The sequence below is a fragment of the Bacillus sp. Medicinal_06 genome (assembly GCF_056711665.1).
The window spans coordinates 295,912-316,065 of sequence record NZ_JBWYHD010000007.1 but is presented as its reverse complement, the minus strand read 5'-3'; the positions used below and the strand labels follow the sequence as shown (position 1 = coordinate 316,065).

20 protein-coding genes and 1 pseudogene are annotated in these 20,154 nt (G+C 35.0%); 13 read left to right on the top strand and 8 right to left on the bottom strand.

The genetic code is table 11. The features are described from left to right. Positions 1-45: 45 nt before the first annotated feature. Both AC1M36_RS19095 and AC1M36_RS19090 read right to left on the bottom strand, forming a co-directional pair. The gene (locus AC1M36_RS19095) at positions 46-804 is read right to left on the bottom strand and encodes an AAA family ATPase (RefSeq protein ID WP_336452156.1); all 759 of its coding nucleotides are present in this window, start codon (positions 802-804) and stop codon (positions 46-48) included. A 10-nt stretch (positions 805-814) separates the two neighbouring features. After that, a pseudogene (locus AC1M36_RS19090) lies at positions 815-1,050 on the bottom strand (hypothetical protein). 180 nt (positions 1,051-1,230) lie between these two features. Between AC1M36_RS19090 and AC1M36_RS19085 the strand changes: the two are divergent. The 3 genes from AC1M36_RS19085 to AC1M36_RS19075 all read left to right on the top strand — a co-directional run bounded on the left by AC1M36_RS19085 (position 1,231) and on the right by AC1M36_RS19075 (position 2,920). Then, complete coding sequence (locus AC1M36_RS19085; RefSeq protein ID WP_420792347.1) at positions 1,231-1,656, top strand: DUF4184 family protein; 426 nt, start codon at positions 1,231-1,233, stop codon at positions 1,654-1,656. Positions 1,657-1,717: 61 nt separating this feature from the next. Then, the gene (locus AC1M36_RS19080) at positions 1,718-2,470 is read left to right on the top strand and encodes a hypothetical protein (RefSeq protein ID WP_479846103.1); all 753 of its coding nucleotides are present in this window, start codon (positions 1,718-1,720) and stop codon (positions 2,468-2,470) included. A 264-nt stretch (positions 2,471-2,734) separates the two neighbouring features. Further along, positions 2,735-2,920, top strand: a complete 186-nt coding sequence (locus AC1M36_RS19075; protein ID WP_336452153.1) for a hypothetical protein — start codon at positions 2,735-2,737, stop codon at positions 2,918-2,920. A gap of 32 nt (positions 2,921-2,952) precedes the next feature. Here AC1M36_RS19075 and AC1M36_RS19070 read toward each other — a convergent pair whose 3' ends face one another. Then, positions 2,953-3,378 (bottom strand): DUF3997 domain-containing protein, encoded by a 426-nt coding sequence (locus AC1M36_RS19070; protein WP_420792346.1) that lies wholly within the window; start codon positions 3,376-3,378, stop codon positions 2,953-2,955. Positions 3,379-3,534: 156 nt separating this feature from the next. Here AC1M36_RS19070 and AC1M36_RS19065 point away from each other — a divergent pair, with 156 nt between their 5' ends. The 3 genes from AC1M36_RS19065 to AC1M36_RS19055 all read left to right on the top strand — a co-directional run bounded on the left by AC1M36_RS19065 (position 3,535) and on the right by AC1M36_RS19055 (position 5,244). Beyond that, a complete protein-coding gene (locus tag AC1M36_RS19065; RefSeq protein WP_336452151.1) occupies positions 3,535-3,990 on the top strand; it encodes an RDD family protein in 456 nt (151 codons plus the stop codon). 580 nt (positions 3,991-4,570) lie between these two features. Next, positions 4,571-4,669 (top strand): flagellar motor protein, encoded by a 99-nt coding sequence (locus AC1M36_RS19060; RefSeq protein ID WP_098336102.1) that lies wholly within the window; start codon positions 4,571-4,573, stop codon positions 4,667-4,669. A gap of 65 nt (positions 4,670-4,734) precedes the next feature. Then, positions 4,735-5,244, top strand: a complete 510-nt coding sequence (locus tag AC1M36_RS19055; RefSeq protein ID WP_336452150.1) for an SDR family NAD(P)-dependent oxidoreductase — start codon at positions 4,735-4,737, stop codon at positions 5,242-5,244. A gap of 73 nt (positions 5,245-5,317) precedes the next feature. Here the strand turns inward: AC1M36_RS19055 and AC1M36_RS19050 are convergent, their stop codons facing one another. Next, positions 5,318-6,418, bottom strand: coding sequence for an ABC transporter ATP-binding protein (locus AC1M36_RS19050; RefSeq protein WP_336452149.1), 1,101 nt, complete (start codon positions 6,416-6,418; stop codon positions 5,318-5,320). A 239-nt stretch (positions 6,419-6,657) separates the two neighbouring features. Between AC1M36_RS19050 and AC1M36_RS19045 the strand changes: the two genes are divergently transcribed. After that, positions 6,658-8,352, top strand: coding sequence for a glycoside hydrolase family 13 protein (locus tag AC1M36_RS19045; RefSeq protein WP_479846102.1), 1,695 nt, complete (start codon positions 6,658-6,660; stop codon positions 8,350-8,352). A gap of 193 nt (positions 8,353-8,545) precedes the next feature. On the opposite strand, the gene AC1M36_RS19040 is transcribed toward AC1M36_RS19045, so the two are convergent. Then, on the bottom strand, positions 8,546-10,306 hold the full coding sequence (locus AC1M36_RS19040) for an alpha-glycosidase (RefSeq protein ID WP_336452147.1): 1,761 nt from the start codon (positions 10,304-10,306) through the stop codon (positions 8,546-8,548). Between the two features lie 316 nt (positions 10,307-10,622). On the opposite strand from AC1M36_RS19040, the gene AC1M36_RS19035 reads away from it, so the two are divergent. The 4 genes from AC1M36_RS19035 to malR all read left to right on the top strand — a co-directional run bounded on the left by AC1M36_RS19035 (position 10,623) and on the right by malR (position 15,403). Next, entirely contained in the window at positions 10,623-11,882 is a 1,260-nt protein-coding gene (locus AC1M36_RS19035; protein ID WP_336452146.1) for a sugar ABC transporter substrate-binding protein, read from the top strand. Positions 11,883-11,959: 77 nt separating this feature from the next. After that, entirely contained in the window at positions 11,960-13,261 is a 1,302-nt protein-coding gene (locus AC1M36_RS19030) for a carbohydrate ABC transporter permease (protein ID WP_336452145.1), read from the top strand. Continuing rightward, positions 13,262-14,104, top strand: coding sequence for a maltosaccharide ABC transporter permease MalD (gene malD / locus AC1M36_RS19025; RefSeq protein ID WP_336452144.1), 843 nt, complete (start codon positions 13,262-13,264; stop codon positions 14,102-14,104). A gap of 276 nt (positions 14,105-14,380) precedes the next feature. Then, positions 14,381-15,403, top strand: a complete 1,023-nt coding sequence (gene malR, locus AC1M36_RS19020; protein ID WP_336452143.1) for a maltose operon transcriptional repressor MalR — start codon at positions 14,381-14,383, stop codon at positions 15,401-15,403. A gap of 13 nt (positions 15,404-15,416) precedes the next feature. Here malR and AC1M36_RS19015 read toward each other — a convergent pair whose 3' ends face one another. Both AC1M36_RS19015 and AC1M36_RS19010 read right to left on the bottom strand, forming a co-directional pair. After that, positions 15,417-16,580 carry an aminotransferase A gene (locus AC1M36_RS19015; RefSeq protein WP_479846101.1) on the bottom strand — a complete coding sequence of 388 codons (1,164 nt, stop codon included), beginning with the start codon at positions 16,578-16,580 and terminating at the stop codon, positions 15,417-15,419. Positions 16,581-16,679: 99 nt separating this feature from the next. Beyond that, positions 16,680-16,880, bottom strand: coding sequence for a hypothetical protein (locus AC1M36_RS19010; protein WP_017151082.1), 201 nt, complete (start codon positions 16,878-16,880; stop codon positions 16,680-16,682). A gap of 309 nt (positions 16,881-17,189) precedes the next feature. On the opposite strand from AC1M36_RS19010, the gene AC1M36_RS19005 reads away from it, so the two are divergent. Further along, positions 17,190-18,464: an ATP-binding protein gene (locus AC1M36_RS19005; protein WP_479846100.1), complete on the top strand. Its 1,275-nt coding sequence runs from the start codon at positions 17,190-17,192 to the stop codon at positions 18,462-18,464. A gap of 251 nt (positions 18,465-18,715) precedes the next feature. Here AC1M36_RS19005 and AC1M36_RS19000 read toward each other — a convergent pair whose 3' ends face one another. Continuing rightward, positions 18,716-19,459 carry a DUF3967 domain-containing protein gene (locus AC1M36_RS19000; protein ID WP_336452140.1) on the bottom strand — a complete coding sequence of 248 codons (744 nt, stop codon included), beginning with the start codon at positions 19,457-19,459 and terminating at the stop codon, positions 18,716-18,718. A gap of 238 nt (positions 19,460-19,697) precedes the next feature. On the opposite strand from AC1M36_RS19000, the gene nucA reads away from it, so the two are divergent. Then, complete coding sequence (gene nucA / locus AC1M36_RS18995) at positions 19,698-20,132, top strand: DNA-entry nuclease (RefSeq protein ID WP_336452139.1); 435 nt, start codon at positions 19,698-19,700, stop codon at positions 20,130-20,132. Positions 20,133-20,154: the final 22 nt, after the last annotated feature.

Below are 20,154 nucleotides of genomic sequence, written 5' to 3'. Positions count from 1 at the left end.
AGAAGCAGCAATTGCTGCTTCTTTTTTATTGATGAGAGTTCAAATTCATGATTGAAACAAATGATGGAATAACCGATCACGATTTTCAAAGAAGAGTTTTGTTGTTTGATAGTGTTCAGTTTCTTCTAAAGTCGATTCATGAATTCCTTCTTGTGTTAAAGAATATATAGTGGACTCTGGGTAAGCCATTAAAATAGGAGAATGTGTTGCGATGATGAATTGTGATCCTTGTTTAGCTAATTCATGCATCCGAATAAGCATAGAAAGTTGCCTCATAGGAGACAAAGCGGCTTCAGGCTCGTCTAAAATATATAAACCTTGTTCTGAAAAACGCTTCATAAATAAGGAAAAGAATGATTCCCCATGAGATTGGTCATGTAAGGATATACCACCGTATGAATCAATTACCTTATTGCCTAATATGGCATCCTCATTTGCATCCACCTCATCAATATAGGAAGCAACGTTATAAAATGACTCTGCCCGCAGAAAGAACCCATCTTTAGGTGTAGCAAAGCTTTTGGCAACTCGAATATACTTGTGTAAGGAAGAGTGAGAATCGTAAGTAGTGAAACGAAAATTTTTTGTACCACCTTCTGCATTAAATCCTAAAGCGACAGCAATTGCTTCTAGTAATGTTGATTTTCCAGTTCCATTCTCTCCGATAATAAATGTTACATTAGGATGGAAAGTGAGTGATTGCAATGTTCGGATCGCAGGTAAACAATACGGGTACACGGAAAAGCTAGGAATCTGTTCTTTTTGCAAGGAGACACTTTTTAGAAAGGGCGTATGTTCATTCAATATATAAACCTCAATTCATTGATGATTTCGTTTCTAATATGGCTGCAAATACAAGGGTTAGACAGCTTGTGAATAAGATGGTAAATTGGAGAGCATCAAAACCTAAGCCTTCCCAGCCATATGTATTTCTCTTTAAGGTAAAATCAATAATACGGTAATAGGACCTGATAGTGCTGGAATATATTTTACTATTTTTAAGTGTTTTCATAGAAGAAATCCTATGTATGTGCTTATGAAAAAGTACAATAAGACTAAGTAAAAAGGCGAGAACGAATGACAATTTAATCCCTACTGATCTTCTATATACTACATAAAAATTGTATCATTTAAAGTATAGATATTCCAATGTCAAAATAAGTGTTGCATAAAAAGAATTGATATCGTTATGATAGATTATGTTCTACTTACTATCGTTATGTAGCATCAATCCCATGGAAGTTTACTTCAGGGAAAGGAATTTTGGTGTTTCTCTATTCTACAGTATTTGGTATGCTTACACATGTTGTGTGGGATACGTTTTCCCATAAGACGGGTTATTTTGTTATGAATCTATCCTTTCTACAACAAACTATTTATTCGATACCAATATATAAATTGATGCAACATGGGAGTACATGTTTTGGCTTTATATTCATTATATTTGTTCTTTTGAAATATAGAGATTCTCCCCAAAAAATGGATAGGGTTTCAGGGAGAGAGAAAGTAAAATACTGGGGATGGTCCATGATCACAGCGCTTGGGATATTTATTGCTCATGCATTGTTAGACCCGTATTTTCAAATTTTACATATAGGGAGTATAATAGTATCCGGACTTACAAGTGTTTATTTGGTATATTCATTGTTTCAGTAGTATATCAAATAAGGAGATCATTTAGTGAACTATGAATGAGAGTGTTAGGAGTAATAAAAAGATGAAGATATGGAAAAGTATTTGTATTTTATGTAGTTTTCTCATTATATTAAGTGGTTGCTTCCAAAAGGAAGAAAAAAAAGATGCTAAGAAGAAAGAGTCAATTCCAGAGACGACTGAATATGGTGGCAAGGAATTAAAGAAAGTCGGACAAGCTGTAAAAGAAAAAGGATGGGGAACGTTTAAATTAGAACAACTAAAACATGTGAATCAAACGTTTGAAGTAACTCCGATGAAAATACATGTGCAAGATGTAAAGGTTATTGCATTATCACAAATGAGCCAAGAGGCAAAAGATACATTGAAAGTATATACAGCATTGACTCCAGAAGAAGTGCAGCGCAGGCTTGGAGATAAAGTTAATCGAGAAGATGCTGAGTTGTACGCTTCGTTAAGTGGAAAAGATATTAAAGATAAAATACGTTATGTTGAAATTACATATAAGGTAGAAAATAGTGGAGATAAAGATATGCAATTTTTCTCTTTGAATGATGTTACAATTAATGAAACACAGCAATTTAATGTTCCAAAACAAAACTTTCTATATGAAGAGGACACGCTTGTAGGTACAAAAAGTGTTGCAAGAGAAGAGTACAAATCAGGCGAGACAAGGGAAGGAATAATTGGATTAATACTCGAGGATGAGAAAAAAGAGGTTACTCAAATCGCATTTACAACAGATGTTCTGGCCACGGGCGATACACATGAAACAGTTGTAGAACCGCAAACATTTAACATCTCACTGTCTAAGTGAGATGTTTTTTTGTATATATAAATTCAAGTTGAAAAATCGACATAAACCTCTTCTTTTTAGTTTGAGAGAGGATCTGAAGCGGTCAAATCTTTTTTCTGCCCCATGCCAAGTAAAAATAGAAAGAGAAAACAAGTAGCGGCTACCTTTTTTTCTTCGAATGAGCGACTTATATGTTGAAAGACTAAAATGGATTTACATAGAAAATGAACAGGAAATTTGTCAAATCAAAGCGAATGTATTATAAAGTGCAAAGGGGGAAGGGAAATGGAAAAAAGATGTTACGAATGTGGTAGTAAAGAGATAGAAAAAGCAACGATAGCACCAAACCAAAAAAACTATCTTACTTTATTTGCACAAACAGTCGCGGAGGTAGAAATTTGTAAAAAATGCGGTACTGTTATCACAATAAAAGAGAAGCATCCAAGTTATCTAAATCAACAGATGGACTGAAAAAGTTTTGATTTTGAAACAAACAGCCGTTTTTAGGTGTTTGCTGACTGTTTATTTTGCTCGTCTAAATACACTTCTACGGTTTGTAATTGTTTAGAAATTCGAAATGCTTCCTTTTGTTCCTGAAATTGTTTTTCATTATAAGGACCAAAACGTCGATTGTTGTTCATATCAATAATCCAATAATGTTCACTCTGTTTATTTATAATACTAGATTCCGGGTTATTGGGATCAGATTTTTCTTCAATTTGTTTTGCAATAATATATGTATCGTCCCAAGCAATTTCTACAATTTTAGCTGGTACATATTGCGTAGCGTATATAGCGTCTTGTTTTGGAAAAAGTTCAAATGCATTTCCGGAAGTATTTATTAGTTCATATTCATCATTGATGGTGTAAGCTGAGTGGCTAGAATTTGCTGTGCAACCAGTCAGCAACATAATGGCAATTGCGGTCATCAATCGCTTCAATATGAGGCCCTCCTTAAAAATACTTATTGTAAACACATTGTACAGGAAACGGAAAGGAAACGCCAATATATGAGTTATTTACAATGGTTTTTAGAAATGGTACGATGAAGCAGGTAAAGAAGGATGTAAAGGAGTCGACATAAAATGAAGTTAAAGATGCATCGTCCAGCGATGGTAATGAATCGCATAGGTGCCTCCATTATTGATATGTTTTTTATCTCGGTTATGTACGGTGCGGTTGTGGCCATTGTAACAGGAAATTATGGAGCCATTTTCAATCGTTTTAATATAAGCTTAGGTGACTACCGATATGATCTTATGATTGTTTTTATATTAATGGCTATATATTTTATTTTTGTTCCATTCATATGGAACGGTTGTACAATTGGTAAAAAAATTACACGAACAAGACTTATATCATTAACAAGTGAAAAGTTAACAATTCAAACGCTAACAGTACGGTTCTTTGTATTGTTATTACCAAACATATTGCTACTAGGAATTCCATCTATTTGTAATGTATATATGATGTTGTTCCGTCAAGATAATTGTGGCTTCCATGATCTAATTATGAAAACGAAAGTGATGAGTCTCGTTTAAAGAATAATAGAATGATAAAGGTTTATATTTTGTAAAGCCCCTTTTTGAAAGGCAATATGCTATTCAAAGAGGGGTTTTATTTAGGTTTATCCCGCTACTTTAGGGCAGTAATACTCTCACCTCAAAATTCGGCGAGAGCAATGTCCGGCTCTAGCGGCTAGAATCTCCGGTCGTTTCGCCCCCTCGGACGAGGCAAAAAGCGCCTCTCTGCCTAGGGCGCGGGCGTCCTGCGATTCTGAGTGAGCCGCTTCCGCTCTTCTAAAGAAGTTAGGTGGGAGATAAACTGCCCGTAAAGGCCCGATTGGTGAGGGCTAATAATCAGTAGGGGATGAAGAAACCCCACTGATTAAAGTTTCACTTTATTAAAAAACATGTGTATCCTTAAAGTTTTATAAAATTTGATAAATTTAATTGGTATAGTGAAGTTCATATAAGGATGAACATCTCTTATAGAGTACCTCCATATTGACGTAGGATGTGTTAGAAAGTCGGTTTTTAACACATCCTATTTTAATTAGATTGAAAATTAAGAAAATGATATAATAAAGAAAACGTGTTATACAACAAGGGGGAGATCGAAATGACAGAAAGTAGCTTAATTTTTTGGGGGATACTTATTTTTATCGGTCTAGCTTTTGATCAATATAATAGTAAGAAAAAAGAGAAAATAAACAAGTAAACGGTTACAAATAATGATATTGACTTTTCCTGCTTGCAGAGCTACAGGCGAAAGGAGTATACTGAATGACGGTAAGACTTACAGAAGGGGTAATGACGATGAAGCTTGCAGGAAAAGTTGCCGTTGTAACTGGCGGTGGCATCGGTATTGGACGTAGTACAGCTCTTTTGTTGGCAAAACAAGGTGCAAAAGTAATTGTGACGGATATTGATAAGGAAAATGGACAAGCAACAGCAGAGGAAATTGTAGATTTAGGTGGAGAGGCACTTTTTGTTACTCATGATATGGCGAAACAAGGAGATTGGCAACGTGTCATTGAAGTAGCGATTGACGCTTATAATCGTATTGATGTGTTATTTAATAATGCTGGCTTATATAAAATAGATTCTATTTTCTCGCGGCAACAAGAGAACGATTCCAATGTACTTTGTATTAATGATGTTTGGATAGAAATAAAACAATTGACATCATCGTTTATGAAACACCAAGAAGAAGTAACGCTAACTGATTTACCTATTTTTGGTATTATTAGTACAAAAGAACAGTCACTTCATACAGTAGGAACCCTAGTATAATAATAGAAAACCGCCCAAAATACATATGTGGACGGTTTTTTTGTATTTGTATGATGCAAAGAAAAGTGCTATTTTAGCGAATGCGTTTTTCAGTTTTACTATCAAAGAAATGTGCTTTATTCATATCAAATGCAAGTTTAATTTGATCACCGTGTGCAAAAGTATGTCTTGCATCAACGCGTGCTGCAAAATCTTGATTTCCAAGTTTCATATATAAAATAGATTCTGCCCCTAATAATTCTGCAACTTCAATTTGAGTTGTAAATATTGTTCCTTGTGAAGCTTCTAAAAATAGAAGTTCATCATGAATATCTTCTGGACGAATCCCTAGTACAACTTCTTGATTCACATAACCTTGTTCGCGTAATAATTTCATTTTGCCTTCAGATACTTTAATCTTTACTTTATCATCTATAACAAAGTCTTGTTCTGTTAATTTACCACGGAAGAAATTCATTGCAGGAGAGCCAATAAATCCACCAACGAAAATATTTTCTGGTGTTTCATATACTTCTTTCGGAGAGCCGATTTGTTGAATCTTTCCATCTTTCATAACGACAAGGCGTGAAGCCATTGTCATCGCTTCTGTTTGATCATGTGTTACATAAATTGTTGTTGTTCCAAGTTTTTGATGCAGTTTAGAAATTTCTGAGCGCATCGCTACACGTAATTTTGCATCTAGATTTGATAACGGCTCGTCCATTAAGAAAACTTTTGCGTCACGGACGATCGCACGACCTAGCGCAACACGTTGGCGTTGTCCACCAGATAATGCTTTTGGTTTTCGATTTAAATATTCCGAAAGTCCTAAAATTTGAGCTGCGTCTTTTACACGGCGATCAATTTCGTCTTTTGGGATTTTACGAAGCTTTAATCCAAATGCCATGTTATCGTAAACGCTCATATGTGGATAGAGTGCATAGTTTTGAAAAACCATTGCAATATCTCGATCTTTTGGAGGAACATCATTCATTACTTTACCATCAATAGAAAATTCCCCTTTTGAAATGTCTTCGAGTCCAGCTACCATTCGTAATGTTGTGGATTTTCCACATCCAGATGGACCAACGAAAACGATAAACTCTTTATCTTGAATATGCAAATTGAAGTCTGTTACTGCTGTGACGTTATTATCATAAATTTTATAAATATTTTCTAACTTTAGTTCTGCCATGACTTTTCCCCCTAGAAAAAATTATGCAAACGTTTTCTTTGAATTCATTATATACGAATGAATTCAAAAAATAAATAAAAAGGGATAAAAAAATAAAACGTTTTCATAATTTGTGTGGAATGAACAGTAAAATCACTTAAATAGATTATAAAAATTGTAAGCGCTGTTTTCATTTCTTTTAAAATCTGTTATCATTCATTAGTGAAAACGTTTGCGCCTGGATTTTTTTGATTTAAAAAATGAAATGGGGTAGCATGATGAAAAAACAATGGTGGAAAGAAAGTGTTGTATATCAAATTTATCCACGTAGCTTTATGGATAGTAATGGTGATGGGATTGGTGATCTTCGCGGAATTACTGCAAAGCTTGATTATTTACAAAACTTAGGTATAGATGTTATTTGGTTATCACCAGTCTATGAATCTCCAAATGATGATAATGGCTATGATATTAGCGATTATCGAAAGATTATGGATGAGTTTGGGACAATGGAAGATTGGGACGAATTATTAAGCGAAATGCATAAACGTAATATGAAATTAATGATGGATTTAGTTGTTAACCATACGTCCGATGAGCACGATTGGTTTATCGAATCTCGTAAGTCAAAAGATAATCCATATCGAGATTACTATATTTGGCGTCCTGGGAAAGATGGAAAAGAGCCAAACAACTGGGGGGCAGCTTTTAGTGGCTCCGCTTGGCAGTATGATGAAACGACAGGTGAATATTATTTACACTTATTCTCTAAAAAGCAACCAGATTTAAATTGGGATAATGAACGGGTGCGAAAAGAGGTTTATGAGATGATGGAGTTTTGGCTTGAAAAAGGGATTGATGGTTTCCGTATGGATGTGATTAACTTTATTTCCAAAGAAGAAGGATTTCCAGCTGTGAAGACAGAGGAAGAAGGTTATGTATCTGGACATCAACACTTTATGAATGGACCGAATATCCATACATATTTGCATGAAATGAATCAAGAAGTATTGTCCAAATACGATATTATGACAGTTGGTGAAATGCCTGGTGTAACAACAGAGGAAGCTAAACTTTATACAGCTGAAGAACGTAATGAACTACAAATGGTATTTCAGTTTGAACATATGGATTTAGATTCTGGAAAGGGAGGAAAGTGGGATGTAAAACCATGTTCACTCCTTACATTAAAACAGAATTTAACAAAATGGCAGAAAGCGTTAGAACAAACAGGATGGAATAGTTTGTATTGGAATAATCATGACCAGCCTCGTGTTGTCTCTCGTTTTGGTAACGATAAAACATATCGCATAGAATCAGCGAAAATGTTAGCGACGGTACTTCATATGATGAAAGGGACTCCTTATATTTATCAAGGAGAAGAAATTGGGATGACAAATGTTCACTTTGATTCGATTGATGACTACCGAGATATTGAAACGCTGAATATGTACCGTGAAAAAGTAATAGAACGCGGTGAAGATGAAGAAACAGTAATGCAATCGGTTTATATAAAAGGGCGAGACAATGCTAGGACACCAATGCAATGGGATGCCACTGTGCATGGTGGGTTTACAGCGGGGCAACCATGGATTGGATTAAATCCTAATTATAAAGAAATCAATGTAGAACAAGCGTTACAAGACTCGAACTCTATTTTTTATTACTATAAAAAATTAATTGAACTTCGTAAAAAACATGAAATGATTGTGTATGGAACGTATGATGTAATTTTAGAAGAACATCCTTCAATTTTTGCTTATGTAAGAACATGGGAAGATGAAAAATTACTTGTTATTGCGAACTTTACTGAGGATAACTGTATATTTGAAATGCCAGAAGGGCTAAATTATAATAGTTCAGAATTGTTGATACACAATTATGATGTACAAGATGCAGGGGTTAAGAGTATCGATTTACAGCCATATGAAGCGAGAGCATATAAATTAAAATAATGAAAAGCCTTGTGTAATCTCTGACACAAGGCTTTTATATTTTACCTCGCTATTCACGGACAGTAATACTCTCACATCAAAATTCAGTGAAAGCAAAGAAGTTAGGTAGGAGATAAACCGCCCGAAAAAACCCGATTGGTGGAGGCTAATAATCAGTGGGGATGAAGAAAACCCCACTGATTAAAGTTTCACTTTACCATTTCAAAATTGAGAAACCATATGGTGGAAGTGTAACTTGTAATGAGTTTGTTTCCGCTGAAAATTCTTCTTTTGTATATAGGTTGATGATTTTTTTACTAGAAATATCAAAAGGTACAGGAGCTGAGATTTCATGATTTGTTGAATTTAAAACAAAGAAAATTGTTTCTTCTCCATATGTTTTCGTATAAGAAATGTAACCCTGTTCATCATTTGCTTCAATACATTGAAATGTTCCGTGGCCACCAAATGCTTTGTATTGTTTTCGCAATGAAATTAATGTTTGTATATGTTTAAATAATACTTTATCTTGCTTATCTTCATCCCAAATCATACATTTTCGGCACTCAGGGTCCATCCCGCCATCCATCCCAATTTCATCACCATAATAAATGCATGGTGAACCGATGAAAGAAAGATGAAATACATAGAGTAGGTACATTTTATCTTTCTTTCCGTTACAAGTTGTTAAAATTCTCGGTGTATCATGACTGTCTAATAGATGAAAAGCCGCTTCGTTTACGTTCATGGAATACGAGTGAAGAGATGCTGTAATTTGTTCCATAAATTCACTTGCTTGAATCGTTTCATTTGCGAAATAAGAAAGGAGTGCATTTGTTATAGGGTAACTCATTACCGCATCAAATTGATCACCTTGTAACCATGGCAGAGCATCATGCCAAATCTCTCCTAGAATATAGACTTCAGGGTTAATGGTCTTTATTTCGTTACGGAACTCTCTCCAAAAGCTATGATCGACTTCATTTGCTACATCAAGCCGCCAGCCGTCAATGTGAAACTCTCGTACCCAATAACGCCCTACTTCAAGTAAGTATTCTTTTACATCAGGATGGGCTGTATTTAATTTTGGCATATATGGTGTAAAGGCAAAAGTATCATAGTTCGGAATTGGTTTTGTTACTACCGGAAATTCATGAATATGAAACCAGTCGATATAGCGAGATTTCTCACCTTTTTCTAGAACGTCTTGAAACTTATCAAAGAAGTAGCCACTATGATTAAAAACAGCATCTAACATTACTTTTATACCACGTTCGTGGCACGCATTAACAAGCTTTCGAAACGTTTCCTTCGTCCCAAACTGTGGATCAATTTCCATATAGTCAATCGTGTCGTACTTATGATTAGAGTGTGCCTTAAAGATAGGTGTAAAGTAAATGCCGGTAATCCCGAGTTCTGCAAGATAATCAAGGTGCTCGATAATACCTGCAAAATCTCCACCGAAAAAATTAGTAGCTGTAGGATCAGTACTTCCCCATGGAAGTGTATGTACTGGATTGCATCCAGCATCTCCATTAGCAAATCTCTCTGGAAAAATTTGGTACCATACTGTATCTTTTATCCATGAAGGAGCCCTAAAAACATCCTGTTCATGAATAAATGGAAAGCAAAAAAAGTTGCCTACATCATCATGAGGTGTTTCGTGGAAAAAGCCACGTTCCGTATAAATGGTCGTTTCTGTATTGCTTTTTAATTCAAACCCATATCGTAAGCGCTTGAATTTCGGTTCAATTGAAATGAACCAATAATCAAATAAATTTGTTGATCCGCTTTTTTTCATCGGTATGTTTGATGTAATCCATTTTCCATCTTGCCATTCATAAGGATCGCCATGAATGAGTGAGACGATATCCACATCATTTTTTTTTGTACGCAATCGAATATGAAGTGTTTTTTTATCGTAAGCGTATGCATAATTATCTTTTGGTCTATGGTATATAGCTTCTTTAAACATATAGAAAATCCCCCTTTGATATTTCTATAAATAAGAATATATTGCAAACGATTGCTTTTGGTATTACTTTAATATTGCTTATAAGAGTAGTATTCATTTCATATAAAGTCAATGGATATAAAGAATAATGTTATAATTTTTTTGAAAAATATAGAGAGAAAATATTTGCAAAAAATATAAAAGAATGTATAATGATAGACAAATGGCGCAAACGTTTTCATAGATTGGAAGATTGTTTGCGCTCCTATTAAACAAGCGAGTGAAAACGTTTTCATTTATTAAACTAGTACATATATAACTTGGGGAGGTTTTGAGGGTGAAGAAAGCATTATCATTATTAACAGTTTCAGCTTTGACAATTGGTATGTTATCGGCGTGTGGTCCGAAAGATTCAGGGAAAAAGGAAGCAAGTAAAGAAAAGAGAGATTATGATCTTCTTGTTTGGGAAGATCTTAAAAAAGGTCCTGCATTAGAACCAGCGGTAAAGAGCTTTGAAAAGAAATATAACGTGAAAGTAAAAGTGGCTGAAATTCAAATGACCGATCAAACAAAAAAACTACGTCTTGATGGTCCAGCAGGTACAGGTCCTGACGTTGTAACATTACCGCATGATCATATTGGAAATGTGGTTACGGAAGGTTTAATTGATGAAGTAAAAGTTGATGATGCTGTGAAGAACAAATTTACGGACTTATCTATAGAAGCTCAAACATATAAAGGGAAATTATATGGTTTACCAAAAGCAATTGAGACACCTGTTTTTATCTATAATAAAAAGCTTATGCCAAAGGCACCAGAAACAATGGATGAATTATACAACTTCTCGAAAGATTTCACGAAAGATGGGAAATATGGCTTTTTAGCATTAGGAGATAATTTGTATTTTGCGAATGCATTTATGGCTGGTATGGGAGGATATGTATTTGGTGAGAAAGATGGTAAACCGAATACAGCGGACATCGGGTTAAATAATGATGGAGCCGTACAAGGTATGGAATATATTCAAAAATGGTATAAGGAGAATTTATTTCCCAAAGGTATTATTGGTGAATCTGGTGGGGCAGCTGCAGATGGATTGTTTAATGAAGGAAAAGCTGCATCCATTATGAACGGTCCGTGGGCATTTCAAGCTATGGAAAAAAACGGAATTGATTATGGTGTAGCACCGATGCCTAAATTACCAAATGGTCAACCAATGAAAACTTTTGTTGGTGTAAAAGGATGGCATGTAACGAGTTTCTCAAAAAATAAAGATTTAGCAACGAAATTTGTTGATTGGGTAACGAATGAAGAAAATGCAAAAATTCGCTATGAAAAATCAAAAGAAATTCCTCCTGTAAAATCAGTAATGGAAGATCCAATGATTAAAGACAGTGAAGCTGCAAAAGCGATAACTACACAGGCTGAGACAGGTATTCCGATGCCGAATATTCCAGAAATGCAAGAAGTATGGGAGCCAGCAAGGTTTGCATTAGAGTTACTTGCGGCTGGAAAACAAGAACCCAAACCAGCACTTGATGAAGCTGTGAAACAAATTAAAGGAAACATTGAAGCAAATCATAGTAAGCAAAAATAAGACGGAATTCGTATCTCTTATAAAGGGGAGGTACGAATTCTCCTCCTTCCAAGGGGAAGAAAAAAGGGGGAAGAAATATGCACACATCCATTGAACCAGTGAAAGAAGCGAACGGTTCAAAACACCGTAAAACAGCTGTGATGTTGTCAATCATTCCAGGTGTTGGTCAAATATATAATAAACAATATGTAAAAGCACTGATCTTTCTTGTATTAACAGGTTCATTTATTGTAGCATTTGCTGATTTGTTAAATATGGGATTGTGGGGAATTGTCACGCTCGGTACAGAAGTTCCTCGGGATCACTCTATCTTTCTATTAGTAGAAGGAATTTTAGCACTAATCGTTATTGCATTTGGATTAAGCATATATGCTTTTAATTTATATGATGCCTATCAAAATGGGAAAAAGCGTGATGTAGGAATACCATTAAATTCTGTGAAAGAACAATACCGTAATTTATTAGATCAAGGTTTTCCATATTTGATGGTTTCCCCAGGATTTTTGCTATTGATTTTTGTAGTTGTGTTTCCGATTATTTTCGTATTTTTAATTGGATTTACAAACTATGATTTGTATCATTCTCCACCAGCGAAATTAGTAGAGTGGGTTAGTTTCAAAAACTTTATTGATATTTTCACTTTACCAATGTGGAGAGATACATTTTTAAGCGTATTCTCTTGGACTGTGATTTGGACTTTTGTTGCAACGACATTGCAAGTAGCTCTTGGTATTTTCTTAGCGATATTAGTAAATCAACCTGGTATTAAAGGGAAAGCAGTAATTCGTACAATCTTTATTTTACCGTGGGCAGTTCCAGCATTCGTATCTATTCTTGTCTTTGCTGGTATGTTCAATGAATCATTTGGAGCGATTAACAACCAAGTATTAGCGCTATTTGGAATTGAAAAAATTGCGTGGATGACAGATCCGTTTTGGGCAAAAATCGCTTTAATATTTATTCAAACATGGCTTGGTTTCCCGTTTATCTTTGCAATGACAACAGGAATATTGCAATCGATTCCAGGGGAATTGTATGAAGCTGCTACAGTAGATGGGGCAACCGCTTGGCAACAATTTCGGAAAATCACATTGCCACTTGTTTTGTATGCAACAGCACCAATCTTAATTACACAATATACGTTTAACTTTAATAACTTCAGTATTATTTATCTGTTTAATGGCGGGGGGCCTGCAGTGTCAGGACAAAATGCAGGTGGAACGGATATTTTAATTTCCTGGATTTATAAATTAACGATGACATCAGCACAATATGGAAAAGCAGCCGCACTTACGATGATTTTATCGTTAATTGTTATTTCAGTGGCGTTATGGCAATTCAAAAGAACAAAATCATTCCAAGAAGAGGATATGATGTAAATGAATATAAAACGACAGAAGATGTTGCGTCTTTCATTAAGTTATTTCGTAATTTTCATAATGTGTGTCATTATTTTCTATCCATTATTATGGATTGTTGGCTCATCGTTTAATCCAGGAGATAGTTTATCTGGATCAAGTATCATTCCGAAAAATGCAACGCTAGATCATTATCGAGAATTATTAGATCTTGATAAAAGTAATTATTTACTTTGGTACAAAAATACGCTGAAAGTTAGCGTTTTGACAATGACTTTCTCGGTACTATCCATTAGCTTCACTGCATATGCTTTTTCAAGATATCGCTTTGTCGGAAGAAAGAATGGATTATTAACGTTTTTAATTCTACAAATGATACCGAATTTTTCAGCGTTAATCGCACTCTATGTGTTAGCTCAATTGACAGGATTAATTGACACGCATTTAGCGTTAATTTTAATTTATGTCGGCGGAGCAATTCCAATGAATACGTGGCTTATGAAGGGTTACTTTGATACGATTCCAAAAGAGTTAGATGAGTCAGCTCGTATGGACGGGGCAGGACACTTCCGGATTTTTTGGCAAATTATTATGCCGCTTGCAAAACCGATTGTGGCAGTTGTAGCGCTGTTTACCTTCATCGGTCCGTTTACAGATTTTATTTTAGCGAGTATCATTTTACGTACGCCAGAAAATTATACATTAGCTGTTGGATTATATGAAATGGTAGCGAAGAAGTTTGGTAATGAATTTACAACATTTGCAGCCGGGTCTGTATTGATTGCAATCCCGATTTCAATTTTGTTCTTATCATTGCAAAAATACTTTATTTCGGGTTTAACAGCTGGAGGTACGAAAGGGTGAAAATGGGACATTATGTCCCATTTCTCTTTTTTAGGGAGAATTTCGATTCATATGACATTGTAAGGGGAAAGATGTGAAAAAAATAGTATATTATAGTATAGGAAAATAAGCTTATATCCCTTACAATACATGGAGAGGGAGAATATTAGTTTACATTAATATAATTTTTTGAGGAATGAAATAAAGTAATGGCGGCTTTCGTTTTCTCCTATTACCTGTAGAACTACGGGATAAAAATAGATATGAATGAAGAATGAGAAGAGAGGAGGAGATTTTATGACAGTTACCATTAAAGATGTAGCGAAAAAGGCAAATGTTGCACCATCTACAGTTTCTCGTGTAATTGCTGATAACCCAAGTATAAGTGAAAAAACAAAGCGCCGTGTTCGTAAAGTAATGAACGAATTAGGATATCACCCGAATTTAAATGCGAGAAGCCTTGCCAATCAAACAACAAAAACAATCGGTCTTGTTATGCCGAGTTCTGCAAGTAAAGCATTTCAAAATCCATTTTTCCCAGAAGTAATTCGAGGGATTAGCTCGTTTGCACATGTCGAAGGTTATGCGCTATATATGTCAACTGGTGAAACAGAAGAGGAGATTTTTAATGGCGTTGTAAAGATGGTACAGGGGCGTCAAATTGGCGGAATTATCCTGCTGTATTCACGTGAGAACGATCGTATTATTCAATATTTACATGAACAAAATTTCCCATTTGTTTTAATTGGAAAACCATACGAAAGAAAAGATGAAATTACATATGTAGATAATGATAACTATACAGCTGCAAGAGAAGTAGCAGAATACTTAATTTCACTTGGACATAAACAGATAGCGTTTATTGGCGGTGGTTCGGATTTACTTGTTACAAAAGATCGTTTAGCTGGAATGAGCGATGCTTTAAAACTAGCTGACATTATGTTGCCAGATGAATATATTTTACATTTTGATTTCTCAAGAGAGAGTGGTCAGCAGGCTGTAGAAGAGTTAATGGGACTCGAAAAACCACCAACAGCAATTATGGCAACAGATGATTTAATAGGTCTTGGGGTATTAAGTGCGCTTGCAAAAAAAGGAGTGGCCATACCGAAAGATGTTTCAATCGTCAGTTTTAACAATGCTTTATTATCTGAAATTGCGAGCCCACCGCTTACTACGGTCGATGTGAATATTTATCAATTAGGGTATGAAGCTGCAAAAGCGTTAGTTGATAAGGTAGAGCATTCTGAGTCTACTTCAAAATGCATTATTATTCCGCATAAATTATTGAAGCGTCAAACTTGTGATCATTATGCGTAAAAAGCTAAGAGGCTTACCTCTTAGCTTTTTGTTTTAAAAATTCTTCTAAACGATCGCAGCCTTCTTTTAGTGTTTCCATACTATAAGCGTATGAAAGACGGATATACCCTTCACCATACTCTGAAAATGCTGTTCCTGGAACAACAGCGAGTCTAGCTTCTTTGACAAGCTCAATGGCAAAATCAAATGATGAAGATGTAAGATTCCCGATGTATGGGAATAAGTAAAAGGCACCAGTTGGTTTCTCAACAGTTAAGCCCATTTGAATGAGTCTGTTATATACGTAATCACGGCGCTTTTTATATTGATCACGCATCATTCGTGGTGCATCTTTTGCCGCTGTTAATGCTTCAATTGCAGCGTATTGTGCGATTGAAGTTGCACATGTAACGTTATATTGATGCACTTTTAAAATATGCTGTGCTACATAGCTTGGAGCAAATAAAAAGCCAATGCGCCATCCTGTCATTGAATGTGATTTTGATAGACCATTAATAACAATTGTTTTATCTCGCATTTCTGGAAAATGGGCAATGGATGTGTGACTTTCTTCATATACAAGTTCGCTATAAATTTCATCGGAAAGAACGAAAATGTTTTTATCTTTTAAAACAGATACAATATCTTGCAGCTCTTCTTTTGACAGTGTAACACCAGTCGGATTAGAAGGATAAGGTAAGACAATACACCTTGTTTGATCTGTAATTGCATTTTGAATCGCATCCGCTGTTAAGCGAAATCCAGTTTTACGAACGTCTACAAAAACAGGTGTTGCACCGCATAGTCTAATAATGGGTTCATAGCCTGGATAAATAGGGGCTGGTAAAATAACTTCTGTTCCAGGCTCTAAAATGGTACGAAATGTGACATCAATCGCTTCACTAGCACCGATTGTAACGATGGTTTCGTTCTCAGGTGAATAGTGTAAATCGTAATTTTCCTTTAAAAAATGACAAGCTGCTTTGCGTAACTCTAATAGGCCAGCGTTGTGAGTATAACTCGTGTAGTTTTCTGTGATTGCTCGTTTTGCAGCTTCCTTTACTAAAGAAGGTGTTGGAAAATCTGGTTGTCCAATTGTTAAAGAAATGAGATTATCATAGTTTTGAATCATATTAGAGAACTGGCGTATACCAGAAATTTGAATATCTTTTACTTTAGGATTAATGAATTGTTCCATCTTGTTCTCCCTTTCTGCCGCTTGAAAATTAATTTCATTTTACCATATTTGCAATATTTTCGCTTGGTAGCGAAAAAAAAAGCCGCATAAAGCGACTTTTTAATAACCATATTCCCAATCTATTTCATCTTCATTCCAAAGAACCGAAGATACTTTTCCGAGATACATAACAGATTCATTCACAGCGCATGTGCAATGTTCTTCACCAGTTTTGTCTTGTAATTCTTCGTATACTGATTTATCCACATTTTCGAGAACAACCAAATTTTCCTCTTTTAAAACAAGCGTAGTTCCTGCCATATTTATCTTCCTCCTACTAAAATAATGGTCACTTATTTGTAAACATAGATAGTATGGATTATATGCTGTATGTTGTTATAGTTGTCCGTTTACTGGACTGTTTTATATTTTATTTTTAATCCGTATTCATTGTATCTTGCATTGTGATAATTTGGTACAGGGTTTACAATCATTTCGGAAATTTGTAACATTTATAAACGGTTATTCACAAATGATTTACAAATATGTTAAGAAAAATCTAAATTTTAAAACAAAAGTGACTATAAAATGATATAATCATATCAAAATACATGTAGAGGATGAAAGGGTATGGAGCTAATCCGTGACTTAATGATCCAAGTTGCTATCATTATTTTGCCACTGTTTTTATATGAAGCGATTCGTCTAAATCGCTATCAAGATATGCTTCCAAAGCCCAATCGCTATTTTATTATGTTTTTATCTAGTATTACGCTTGTTCTTTCTATGACGTATTCGATTTGTTTTGGCGATGTTTGTGGTTATAATTTCCATCCGATTCCAATTATTAGTGCTTTTTTGTACGGTGGGATTGCAGGGGTTATCCCGGCTTTTATCTTTGTTATATACGAATGGTTTTTGAATGGTTTACAGTGGTTTCGAATCATAGAAGTTTTATGTCTTGCAATTATTCCTTTATTGTTATCAAAAAAGTGGTCTGTATTTCCAAGAGAAAAAAAACTTATTTTAGCTCTTATTATTTCATCTTTGTATGTTCTTGTCGGTTTAGCATGTAGTATGTTTGGAATTTTATTGAGAGTAGGCTTTACGCCACCTATATCGCATTTATATAGTGAATACATATTCGCTTCTCTTGTTATGGTTATGACGATGGTATTTCAAGTGTATTTAACAGAGTATTTAAATGAAAATGCATTGTTACGTACGGAAATGCAAAAGTCTGAAAAGCTGAACATTGTAAGCGAGCTAGCGGCGAGTGTAGCACATGAGGTTCGAAACCCCCTTACAGTTGTTCGTGGTTTTATTCAGCTATTAGAGAGTACAGAAGATATGAAGAATAAAGATTATATGCGTCTTGTACTAGCTGAGCTTGATCGGGCTGAACAAATTATTTCAGATTACTTAAATTTAGCTAGACCACAAATTGAAAAAAAGGAACATATATGTTTATCTGCGCAGCTCATAGAAATGACTACTTTAATGTCTTCGTTTGCAGCTATGCAAGGCGTTTATTTACAAGTTGAAATTTCTGAGAATCTTTATACAATCGGTGATAAGACAAAGTTAAAACAAGCAATTATGAATATCGTTAAAAATGGAATTGAAGCGATTCAAGAAAACAAAGGGTATTTAAAAGTAACCGCTGTTCAAAAAGATGATTTTATTATAGTGCGAGTAAAAGATAGTGGTGTTGGAATGACGAAAGAACAGTTAGCTAGGCTTGGACAACCGTATTATTCATTAAAAGAAAAAGGAACAGGTCTAGGGCTTATGGTTACCTTTAGCATTTTACAAGCACATAATGGTACGTTGGAATATAAAAGTGAGAGTGGGAAAGGAACAGAAGCAATTATTACATTACCAGCAGTTAGAAATAAGGAATAAAAGTTAAAAAAACAACATAATCCCCTTCTTTTTAGTTGGGAGAGAGGATCCAGCCATGTATAGAAGCGGTCAGATCCTTTTCCTGCCTCATGCCAAGTAAAACAGAAAGAGACAACAAGTAGCAATCACTGTTTCTTTTTCACGTGAGCGGCTTATATGTCAAAAGTTAAAATGGATTTGTATACGTGAAAGTGAAAGGTCTGTAAAACTTCTACCTTGGATGATGAAAAGCGAGCGATGAAGGTTTTACTTTATTCATTTGTTTTTTCTGGTTTAACTCGAACAAATAAATTTTTAAATGATTGAAATAAACTTTGCTCTTTTGAGGCGGCGATTAGTCGTTTTGTCTCTTGAATTTCACGAATGACTTGCATAAGTTGTGCATCTCGATTGTTGTCTTTCGTGTAAACTTGATTGACAAGCTTGTTCATTTTTTCTTCTTGTTTTGATTCACGCTTATACATATGATTCATCAATAAATCCATTTTTTCTTTTTGCAGGGCATCTGTTTGGGCAGCGTGATCAATAAGTTTTTGTAGCATTTCTTCCTGTGTTCCTTCTTTTACATAGACTTGTTGCATTAATTCATCTAGTTTTTCATCTTTTAAGCGATTCTGAGTAATTAAAGTTGAGTTTTGATGAATAATTGCTTCGTTTAATTGCGCAAGCATCTCAAGCTTTAGCATGAATTCTTCAAAGTTTCGACCTTCTTCTTTTGATTGAACTTCTTGATTTTTCTTTATCACCGGCACAGGTGGATTTTCTTTTTCTTTTAAAATGATAGGAATTGTTTCTGTGATGTCTTCTTGCAGTGTAGCTGCTCGTTCATGGATGGATTTTAAAAGCTTCATATCATCCATTTTATATATACGAGCATCAGCGGTTTTTGTGATTATATACCCATGTTCTTCTAAAAGTTGACTATATTTTCGAACTATATGTTTCGGGATTCCTGTTTTATTTGTAACATCTTTCGTTTTATATGTCGCCTCCATAACATTTCCTCCCCAAAAAGTATCGTATATACAAATTCCATCTTTTATTTGGACTTCCTTTGAAAAAGAATGTCGGAAGCCCAGAAGTTTTCTACATGATTAGCGAAAAGTTGCATAAAAATGAATATTTTTGGCGTAAGGGAGAGGAAGGGATAAAATAATGTCTGAAAACATGTATCGAGAAAGTTTGTTATAATAGCCTGGAAAAAGAAATTGGGTCAAAAACGGAGGTACATATATGAAACAATTAAAAGGCATTATTATTTCGATTATTGCAATTCTTTCTATTTTGGTTGCTGTTTATGAAGCGTTTATACTAGAGGAACCAAAGAACCAGAAAGAAGTTACATATGATCAAGTTCTAGAATTTCCAAAAGAACGCTATCCCGAGACAGGAAAACATATTGCAGATGCGATGAAAGAAGGACATTCTAAAGTGTGTACGATTGATCGAAGTGGTGCAGCTGATAGAAGAAAGTTGTCTCTAGCTCCATATCCAGCGAAAAAAGGGTATGATCGTGATGAATGGCCAATGGCGATGTGTAAAGAAGGTGGAAAAGGTGCACATATTGAATATATTAGTCCAGCCGATAATAGAGGTGCAGGTTCGTGGGTTGGGAATAAACTAGATAAGTATCCAGATGGTACGCGCGTGAAGTTTATAGTGAAGTAGTAGAAAGCTATTCTAATCAGTG

Coding starts and splice junctions, on each gene's coding strand:
- AC1M36_RS19080 (WP_479846103.1), top strand. CDS start 1,718: ATGAAGATATGGAAAAGTATTTGTATTTTATGTAGTTTTCTCATTATA.
- AC1M36_RS19075 (WP_336452153.1), top strand. CDS start 2,735: ATGGAAAAAAGATGTTACGAATGTGGTAGTAAAGAGATAGAAAAAGCA.
- AC1M36_RS19070 (WP_420792346.1), bottom strand. CDS start 3,378: ATGACCGCAATTGCCATTATGTTGCTGACTGGTTGCACAGCAAATTCT.
- AC1M36_RS19065 (WP_336452151.1), top strand. CDS start 3,535: ATGAAGTTAAAGATGCATCGTCCAGCGATGGTAATGAATCGCATAGGT.
- AC1M36_RS19060 (WP_098336102.1), top strand. CDS start 4,571: ATGACAGAAAGTAGCTTAATTTTTTGGGGGATACTTATTTTTATCGGT.
- AC1M36_RS19055 (WP_336452150.1), top strand. CDS start 4,735: ATGACGGTAAGACTTACAGAAGGGGTAATGACGATGAAGCTTGCAGGA.
- AC1M36_RS19050 (WP_336452149.1), bottom strand. CDS start 6,418: ATGGCAGAACTAAAGTTAGAAAATATTTATAAAATTTATGATAATAAC.
- AC1M36_RS19045 (WP_479846102.1), top strand. CDS start 6,658: ATGAAATGGGGTAGCATGATGAAAAAACAATGGTGGAAAGAAAGTGTT.
- AC1M36_RS19040 (WP_336452147.1), bottom strand. CDS start 10,306: ATGTTTAAAGAAGCTATATACCATAGACCAAAAGATAATTATGCATAC.
- AC1M36_RS19030 (WP_336452145.1), top strand. CDS start 11,960: ATGCACACATCCATTGAACCAGTGAAAGAAGCGAACGGTTCAAAACAC.
- malD (WP_336452144.1), top strand. CDS start 13,262: ATGAATATAAAACGACAGAAGATGTTGCGTCTTTCATTAAGTTATTTC.
- malR (WP_336452143.1), top strand. CDS start 14,381: ATGACAGTTACCATTAAAGATGTAGCGAAAAAGGCAAATGTTGCACCA.
- AC1M36_RS19015 (WP_479846101.1), bottom strand. CDS start 16,580: ATGGAACAATTCATTAATCCTAAAGTAAAAGATATTCAAATTTCTGGT.
- AC1M36_RS19010 (WP_017151082.1), bottom strand. CDS start 16,880: ATGGCAGGAACTACGCTTGTTTTAAAAGAGGAAAATTTGGTTGTTCTC.
- AC1M36_RS19005 (WP_479846100.1), top strand. CDS start 17,190: ATGGAGCTAATCCGTGACTTAATGATCCAAGTTGCTATCATTATTTTG.
- AC1M36_RS19000 (WP_336452140.1), bottom strand. CDS start 19,459: ATGGAGGCGACATATAAAACGAAAGATGTTACAAATAAAACAGGAATC.
- nucA (WP_336452139.1), top strand. CDS start 19,698: ATGAAACAATTAAAAGGCATTATTATTTCGATTATTGCAATTCTTTCT.